Here is a 7,473-nt window from a genome sequence, read left to right as displayed (position 1 = left end):
TAGGTGGGCGATAACTGTCCGTAAAAGCCCGATTGGTTCAACTAACAATCAGTGGGGATGAGAAAGCCCTCCACTGATTGAAGTTTCACTTTATCTTACTATGATAAAAGTGGACGTTTTCTATATATGCCGATTCACTTTTGAAAAAAATAGTTGGTACAAAAGCTTTGCTGACTTACGATGAATTTCTTTAATTTTAAACAGGATCCATGTATCCTAGGAGGTTTCAACATGACACGTTATCATTTTACAGGTATTAAGGGCTCTGGTATGAGTCCATTAGCTCAAATTCTTTTTGATTCTGGTGAACAAGTTCAAGGTTCGGATGTAGAGAAATATTATTTTACTGAAAAACCATTACGAGATAGAGGAATTACTATTTTACCCTTTAATGCCGACAATATTGAACTAAATATGACAGTTATTGCAGGAAATGCCTTTCCAGATGATCATCCTGAGCTTATACGTGCACGTGAGATGGGTGTAGAAGTAATTCGTTATCATAAATTTTTAGGTGATTATAGCAACCGTTACACTTCCATTGCTATCACGGGCTCACACGGTAAAACTTCTACAACAGGCTTAATGAGCCATGTTGTAGGTGGCTATATGCCGACATCCTTTTTAATAGGAGATGGTACAGGGGCAGGAACAGAAAACGCGAAGTATTTCGTTATGGAGGCTTGTGAATACCGTCGTCATTTTTTAGCATATAACCCAGACTACGCCGTTATGACAAATATTGATTTTGACCATCCTGATTATTTTACAAGTGTTGAAGATGTATTTGATGCTTTTCAATCGTTGGCAATGCAAGTGAAAAAAGCGATTATTGCTTGTGGCGATGATGAGCAGCTACAGCGTATTCAAGCACAGGTTCCAGTCGTTTATTATGGCTTCGATGCAGAAAATGATTTTGCAGCACGCAATGTTGTGAAAACGACAGAAGGAACAGAATTTGACGTTTATGTGCGCAATGAATTTTATTCGAAATTCTTTATTCCACAATATGGAGACCATGCAGTATTAAATGCATTGGCAGTGATATCGCTTTGCCATTATGAGGGAATACCGACAGATGTCATTCAGGGGCGTCTAGACACATATGCAGGTGTCAAAAGACGTTTTACAGAAACGATTATCGGGAATACAGTACTAGTAGATGATTACGCACATCATCCAACTGAAATTGCTGCAACATTGCAAGCAGCAAGACAAAAATACCCTGAGCGAGAAATTGTTGCTGTGTTCCAGCCACACACATTTACGCGTACACAAACATTTTTACAACAATTTGCGGATAGCTTAAAGGGTGCAGATGCAGTCTATTTATGTGATATTTTCGGCTCAGCACGAGAGCAATTAGGTGCCTTAACAATTGACGCTTTAGCGCAGCTAGTGGAAGGAAGTCAAGTGTTACAATTAGATACAATTCACCAATTAAAGCAGCATGAAGGGGCCGTATTACTATTTATGGGTGCTGGTGATGTTAATAAGTATCAAACCGCATTTGAGCAATTATTGCAAAATGTATAGCTTGATAAGCAGGATTTTTGAAATGTTTGTCGAAACAGAACTATAACTAGCTATAGGAGGTCTATTTTCATGGAAGTCGTACTTTATATCGCTGCATTGGTCGCAGCACTCGGTTTTTTATTTTTATGTGTCAGCATCGGTATGACATTATTTTCAGTAAAAGCAACATTAAACAATATTGCAGGAACAGTTGCAGGTATTGAAGGGCAGATGGAAGGTATTACGCGCGAAACGACATCCCTGTTAACAAAAACAAATACGTTAGCGGATGATATTACGGAGAAAGCAGAAAAGCTAAATACAGTTGTCAATGCTGTGAAGGGTGTAGGGGATTCAGTAAATGGTTTAAATGAATCCGTACAGCGTATTACCAACTCAATTTCTTCTGAAGTAACAAAAAATGAAGAGAAGATTGCCCAAGTTGTACAGTGGAGTAATGTTGCAATGGGAATTGCTGATAAATGGCGCCAGCGTAAAGCGATGAATCCAGAGGATGAGACAATTTACACAGTAGATGGTGTAAATGCTAAGCGTAAAAAATAATGAAAGGATTGATAGATAATGACAGAGCAAAAAACAACAAACTTACCACAAGTGTACACGACTAGAAATGAAGATATTTACGGTGAGGAAACGGTAAACATGAAAGACTTTATTATCGGCGCATTAGTTGGCGGTATTGTTGGTGCAGCAGCAGGCTTATTATTAGCACCAAAATCAGGACGTGATTTACGTGGAGCAGTGGCAACACAAGCCGTATCATTGCGAGACCGTAGTGTAGAGCTTTCATCTACAGCGAAAGAAAAAACGGTACAATTATCTAGTCAATTAAAAGAGCAATCAACAAATTTAGTTGATAAAGTAAAAGCGAAAACAGCTAAAGCACCAACTGTTTTTGATGATGGTACAGTTTCTTCAGAAGGTGAAGAGCCTCTTGATGAAATCATCGAAGCAGTAGTTGAAACAGCTGTAAAAGAAGAGCCGGTTGAGGATATGTCTGAAATTGCTCGTCCATCTTCAATTTAAGTTTAACAAAAGGGGCGTGTTTTGAGGCGCGCTCCCAATTATGTTTTGGTGACTGTTTGAAAAGGCGATATTCTTTTTGGACAAACCTCTTCAAGAGATAGTAAATAAAGATTTTTCTATCTCAAAAATAACAAAGGCTGTCTTGGAAGCGAGCGAATGCGCTACTTTCAAGACAGTCTTTTTTACGTAAATTTAATTTCCAATATATCACCACCGAAAATTTCTGCATCGAAGGAAGACGACGTACCATTTCTTAAAATTGTAAAACCGCCTTTTGCTTCGGTCGGTAGCTGCCAGCTAGAAAAACGGAAGACATCCTGGAAAATCCACGGGCTGTGATCAACTGCATTCACTTTAATCGTAGCGCCATTTGGTACGGTAGCCTGTGGAGATAGTACAGTCCTATTAACGACCATTTCACGCACAATTTTAACAAGCTCAATACGTTCATCTTGGAATGTTACAAGGATGCGATCTTCCAGTAGTAAATCTAAATGATTTGCTAAAGTTTGAACAGTAGGTAATGTGTTTTGTGTAAAGGCTAATCGGTCACCATCTTGTACAGGGTAATGAATTTTACTCAATTTACCATTGATAAGTAATTCAGAAGAAAACGTTGGTAAATAGAGTGGCTGGCCATCTACATGCACGACATAGGAGCGCAATTGTTCGAGCAATGCCACATTATTTGTATGTTTTAAAATACCCTCTACAGTTTCGATAATTTGAAAATCTACAATATCTCGATCTTGTAAGACTTGATCCAATGTCGCTACTTTCGTATTTACATAAACTTTAGGTTCTATCGTATAAGGCGTGCTATTAATTGTCACTTTTTTTGACAGTGCATCATCGACAATATCACGTACAACCGCTGTTGCATCACGCCCATTTTGTCCTGCAACAAGTGTAATTGTATCGCCACTTTTAATGGATGATTTTGTAGAGGCAGGTGTGCCATTTAACAAAATTTGTGCAGGCTGACCATGCTCACCAGCAATGAAAATCGCCTGATTGTTCACCGTAATGGACAGCGCATGACCAGGCTTGCCATAAAGCTGCTTTGCTCGAATATTTGCCGCTAAAAAGGCATCCGCAATTGTCATTTCCTTTAATTCAAATAGCCTTACAACTTGCTCATTTACCGTTATGGTCATGTATTGGATTGGCGCTTTTTTAGCAGCGATGGCAATGCCAATTGGTGTAACGAGCTCTGGCGTTACTGGAATAGAAGGCTCTTTCGTTAAATTTTGAATCGCATCAATGCCGCGCACAGCAACGCGGTTTTCCGGTAACTGTAACACTTTGCAAAGCTCACTTGTTAAATTAGGTGTCAAGCTACCACCACCAACGAGCATGACGGCTTTTGGCGCAAGCTGATTGTTTAAGCGTAAAATTTCTTCGCCAATCGCATTTGCTAAAGCTGTAATCGATGGATAAATTGCTTGTAGTACCTCTTCATGTGGTAAGTATTGATCAAAGCCTAAAATATCTTGAATAAGTATATCCCCATCCGCTTTGTGAAGTTGTCTCTTGGCCGTTTCGGCAAGGGGGAAATCTAATAAATAATGGTCGCTTAATGCCTCGGTAATTTCATCACCAGCAGTTGGAACCATGCCGTAAGCGATAACTGTACCTTTATCCGTAATCGCAATATCAGAAGTACCAGCACCGATATCCACGAGCGCAACATTCAAGCGACGCATTGTAGGCGGAATAAGTACGTTAATTGCGGCGATTGGCTCTAAAGTTAAAGCCTCCATCTCTAAATCAGCTCGCTTTAACGCTGCCAAAAGCGATTCTACAACAACGCGAGGTAAAAATGTTGCAATTACTTCGATTGTTGCTTCGTCACCTTGCTGATCTAAAAGACTACCAATTTCTTCATCATCCAATTTATAATACAGCACAGAATAGCCGACACAATAATAATGGCTCGCCTTTGCATCGTCTTTTTGTTGTAGTAGTTGTTGCTGTGCTTGTTGTACAGCTTGAAGTTCTAGCCGACTAATATCTTCCTCTGTAAAAATAGGGCGGTTCTTTATATTAATTGAAATGCTTGCCTGCTCCGTTTTTAAAGCACGTCCTGCTGCAGCCACGCTCACTTTTGTTAAAGGACCATGTTTTTCCTCTAACGTTTTCTTAATTTCGTTTATGAGCTCTGCTACATACAGTACATTATGTATTTGACCATCTACCATTGCTCGCTCTTTATGTTCTTTAATGACCATATCAGCAACATGAAAATGCTGTTCGCGCTCTTCCAAAATAATGCCAACTACAGAGCGTGTGCCGATATCTAAAGCAAATAACTTTGAAGTCATTTGTAATCGCTTCCTTCCTTGATATAACTAAATTTAACTTTAGCGAGTTGAAGCGCTAAATTAAAAATGCGTGACATTTAGTGATAAGTTGTCTATAATGATATTATTAATTAAAAATGTATCATATATTTCAGCGTTCTGAAAGAGTATGTGCACTCAGGAAGGAGAAAATAAGTAATGAGTCAACACGATTTAGAAGGTTTACGCGGTCAAATTGACAGCTTAAACTTAGAGATTTTACGCTTAATTAATGAGCGAGCAGAGATTGTTAATGAGATAGGGAAAATTAAAGAGAAGCAAGGTGTGAATCGTTACGATCCTTTACGTGAACGCCATATGTTGGATTTAATTAAAGAGCATAACAATGGTCCATTAAACCAAATGACGGTTGATTATATTTTTAAACAAATTTTCAAAACTGCCTTAAAGCAATTAGAGGCAGAGAAGAAAAAAGAATTGCTTGTATCGCGTAAAGAAAAATCAGAAGATACAGTTATTAATATTAATAATGAATTAGTAGGAGCAGGCGCCCCATCATTCGTATTCGGCCCATGTGCGGTTGAATCATATGAGCAAGTAGCGCAAGTAGCTGCATCTATTCGTGATAAAGGCTTAAAATTAATTCGTGGCGGTGCATACAAACCACGTACTTCTCCATACGATTTCCAAGGACTTGGCTTAGAAGGTTTAAAAATCTTAAAGCAAGTGTCTGATGAGTATGGCTTAGCTGTTATTACAGAAATCGTAACACCAGCTGATTTAGAAGTAGCAGCTGATTATGTAGATGTTATTCAAATCGGTGCGCGTAATATGCAAAACTTTGAGTTATTGAAGGCAGCTGGAGCAATCAACAAACCTGTCCTATTAAAACGTGGACTAGCTGCAACAATTGACGAGTTCATTCACGCGGCTGAGTACATTATGTCAAAAGGTAATGAAAATATTATTTTATGTGAGCGCGGTATTCGTACATACGAAAAAGCGACACGTAATACATTAGATATTTCAGCTGTGCCAATTTTAAAACAAGAAACGCACTTACCTGTAATGGTTGACGTAACGCACTCAACAGGTCGTCGTGACTTATTATTACCATGTGCAAAAGCAGCAATCGCAATCGGTGCAGATGGCGTAATGGCTGAAGTTCACCCAGATCCATCTATTGCATTATCAGATCAGCAACAGCAAATGGATATTCCAACATTTAATGCATTTTACGATGAAGTGTTGAAATTCATGAAGCAATATGAAGTGAAAGCTTAATTTTTTGCAGGCTGTCGGAACAATTTTCTGACAGCCTGCAATTTTAATAGTACATTGCTTTAGATGCAAAAATGACTACTTAAAAGCAATCTCAAGGGCTGAAAAGTAAAGCTTTTGAGGCTTTTTTATGTCCATCTATATTTTTTATTGAAATTGGAAATGAAAGTATATATGATGGAAGATAAGATAAGTTGAGATAAGAGGATTGGAGGCGAGTATAGTGACAGTAACAATTTATGATGTAGCGCGTGAGGCCAATGTTTCAATGGCCACTGTATCACGTGTTGTCAATGGCAACCAGAACGTCAAGCCTGCCACTAGAAAGAAAGTATTAGAAGTAATTGAACGATTAGAATACCGACCAAATGCGGTGGCAAGAGGGTTGGCTAGTAAAAAAACAACAACGGTAGGCGTGATTATTCCTGATATTTCAAATACAATTTATGCAGAGCTAGCACGTGGTATTGAAGATATTGCCACAATGTATAGCTATAATATTATTTTATCGAATTCCGATCAAAAAGAGGACAAGGAGCTAGAGTTGCTTGATACGATGTTAAGCAAACAGGTGGATGGTGTCGTGATGATGAGTGATAAAGTGTCAAGTAGCATTCAGCAAGCGATTAAATCTTCACCTGTACCAATCGTTTTGGCGGGTTCTGTCGATGAAAAAAAAGAAGCAGCATCTGTTAATATTGATTATTATGAGGCGGCATATGAAGCTGTCAACGTATTAATAAAAAATGGACATAAGCGTATCGCATTCGTTTCAGGTCCACTTGATTATACGATTAATGGTGTTTATAAATTGGCTGCTTATAAGCAGGCGTTACAAGATGCGAATATTGAGTTAGATGAGCAGTTGATTGTAGCAGGTGATAGCACATATGATGATGGAATTGCAGCGTATGAAGAACTAACAGTAGTTCAAGCACCACCTACAGCCTATTTTGCTGGGAGCGATGAGCTAGCTATTGCCCTTATCCATGCTGCACAAGATGCAGGGAAGCAAGTGCCGAATGATACTGAGGTAATTAGCTTTGAAAACTCAAAGCTAGCACGTATGGTACGCCCTCAACTATCAAGCATTGCATTACCGCTTTATGATATTGGTGCTGTTGCGATGCGGCTGTTAACGAAAATTATGAATAAAGAAGAAGTGCAGGAACAAACGGTTGTGTTACCACACCATTTGGAAATCCGCCATTCAACGAAATAAGTAAATGTGGGAGAGGACTGCTCGAAAAGCAGCCTTGATCCTTTTTTAGTTTGGTTGGGCGAATTTCGCTGTTCGCTGGGCGATTTCTTTTGCTGGTTGGGCGAA

At 38.9% G+C, this 7,473-nt stretch carries 6 protein-coding genes; 5 read left to right on the top strand and 1 reads right to left on the bottom strand.

The genetic code is table 11. From position 1 onward, the window contains the following. Positions 1–231 precede the first annotated feature (231 nt). The 3 genes from murC to C9J34_RS16585 all read left to right on the top strand — a co-directional run bounded on the left by murC (position 232) and on the right by C9J34_RS16585 (position 2,562). On the top strand, positions 232–1,536 hold the full coding sequence (gene murC / locus C9J34_RS16595) for a UDP-N-acetylmuramate--L-alanine ligase (protein ID WP_107841294.1): 1,305 nt from the start codon (positions 232–234) through the stop codon (positions 1,534–1,536). A 69-nt stretch (positions 1,537–1,605) separates the two neighbouring features. Then, complete coding sequence (locus tag C9J34_RS16590) at positions 1,606–2,079, top strand: DUF948 domain-containing protein (RefSeq protein WP_107841293.1); 474 nt, start codon at positions 1,606–1,608, stop codon at positions 2,077–2,079. Positions 2,080–2,097: 18 nt separating this feature from the next. After that, the gene (locus C9J34_RS16585; protein ID WP_107841292.1) at positions 2,098–2,562 is read left to right on the top strand and encodes a YtxH domain-containing protein; all 465 of its coding nucleotides are present in this window, start codon (positions 2,098–2,100) and stop codon (positions 2,560–2,562) included. A 182-nt stretch (positions 2,563–2,744) separates the two neighbouring features. Here C9J34_RS16585 and C9J34_RS16580 read toward each other — a convergent pair whose 3' ends face one another. Continuing rightward, positions 2,745–4,886 carry a cell division protein FtsA gene (locus C9J34_RS16580; protein ID WP_107841291.1) on the bottom strand — a complete coding sequence of 714 codons (2,142 nt, stop codon included), beginning with the start codon at positions 4,884–4,886 and terminating at the stop codon, positions 2,745–2,747. Between the two features lie 177 nt (positions 4,887–5,063). Here C9J34_RS16580 and C9J34_RS16575 point away from each other — a divergent pair, with 177 nt between their 5' ends. Together C9J34_RS16575 and ccpA are read left to right on the top strand one after the other, a co-directional pair. Further along, on the top strand, positions 5,064–6,149 hold the full coding sequence (locus C9J34_RS16575; RefSeq protein WP_107841290.1) for a bifunctional 3-deoxy-7-phosphoheptulonate synthase/chorismate mutase: 1,086 nt from the start codon (positions 5,064–5,066) through the stop codon (positions 6,147–6,149). Between the two features lie 220 nt (positions 6,150–6,369). Continuing rightward, positions 6,370–7,368, top strand: a complete 999-nt coding sequence (ccpA, locus tag C9J34_RS16570; protein ID WP_107841289.1) for a catabolite control protein A — start codon at positions 6,370–6,372, stop codon at positions 7,366–7,368. Positions 7,369–7,473: the final 105 nt, after the last annotated feature.

The sequence above is a fragment of the Metasolibacillus meyeri genome (assembly GCF_003049505.1).
Taxonomy (GTDB): domain Bacteria; phylum Bacillota; class Bacilli; order Bacillales_A; family Planococcaceae; genus Metasolibacillus; species Metasolibacillus meyeri.
The sequence above is the reverse complement of the archived record's forward strand: the minus strand, read 5'-3'. Positions and strand labels throughout refer to the sequence as shown.

Bases quoted from the DNA above. Each gene is read 5' to 3' on its own strand.
- murC (WP_107841294.1), top strand. From the start codon at position 232: ATGACACGTTATCATTTTACAGGTATTAAGGGCTCTGGTATGAGTCCA.
- C9J34_RS16590 (WP_107841293.1), top strand. From the start codon at position 1,606: ATGGAAGTCGTACTTTATATCGCTGCATTGGTCGCAGCACTCGGTTTT.
- C9J34_RS16585 (WP_107841292.1), top strand. From the start codon at position 2,098: ATGACAGAGCAAAAAACAACAAACTTACCACAAGTGTACACGACTAGA.
- C9J34_RS16580 (WP_107841291.1), bottom strand. From the start codon at position 4,886: ATGACTTCAAAGTTATTTGCTTTAGATATCGGCACACGCTCTGTAGTT.
- C9J34_RS16575 (WP_107841290.1), top strand. From the start codon at position 5,064: ATGAGTCAACACGATTTAGAAGGTTTACGCGGTCAAATTGACAGCTTA.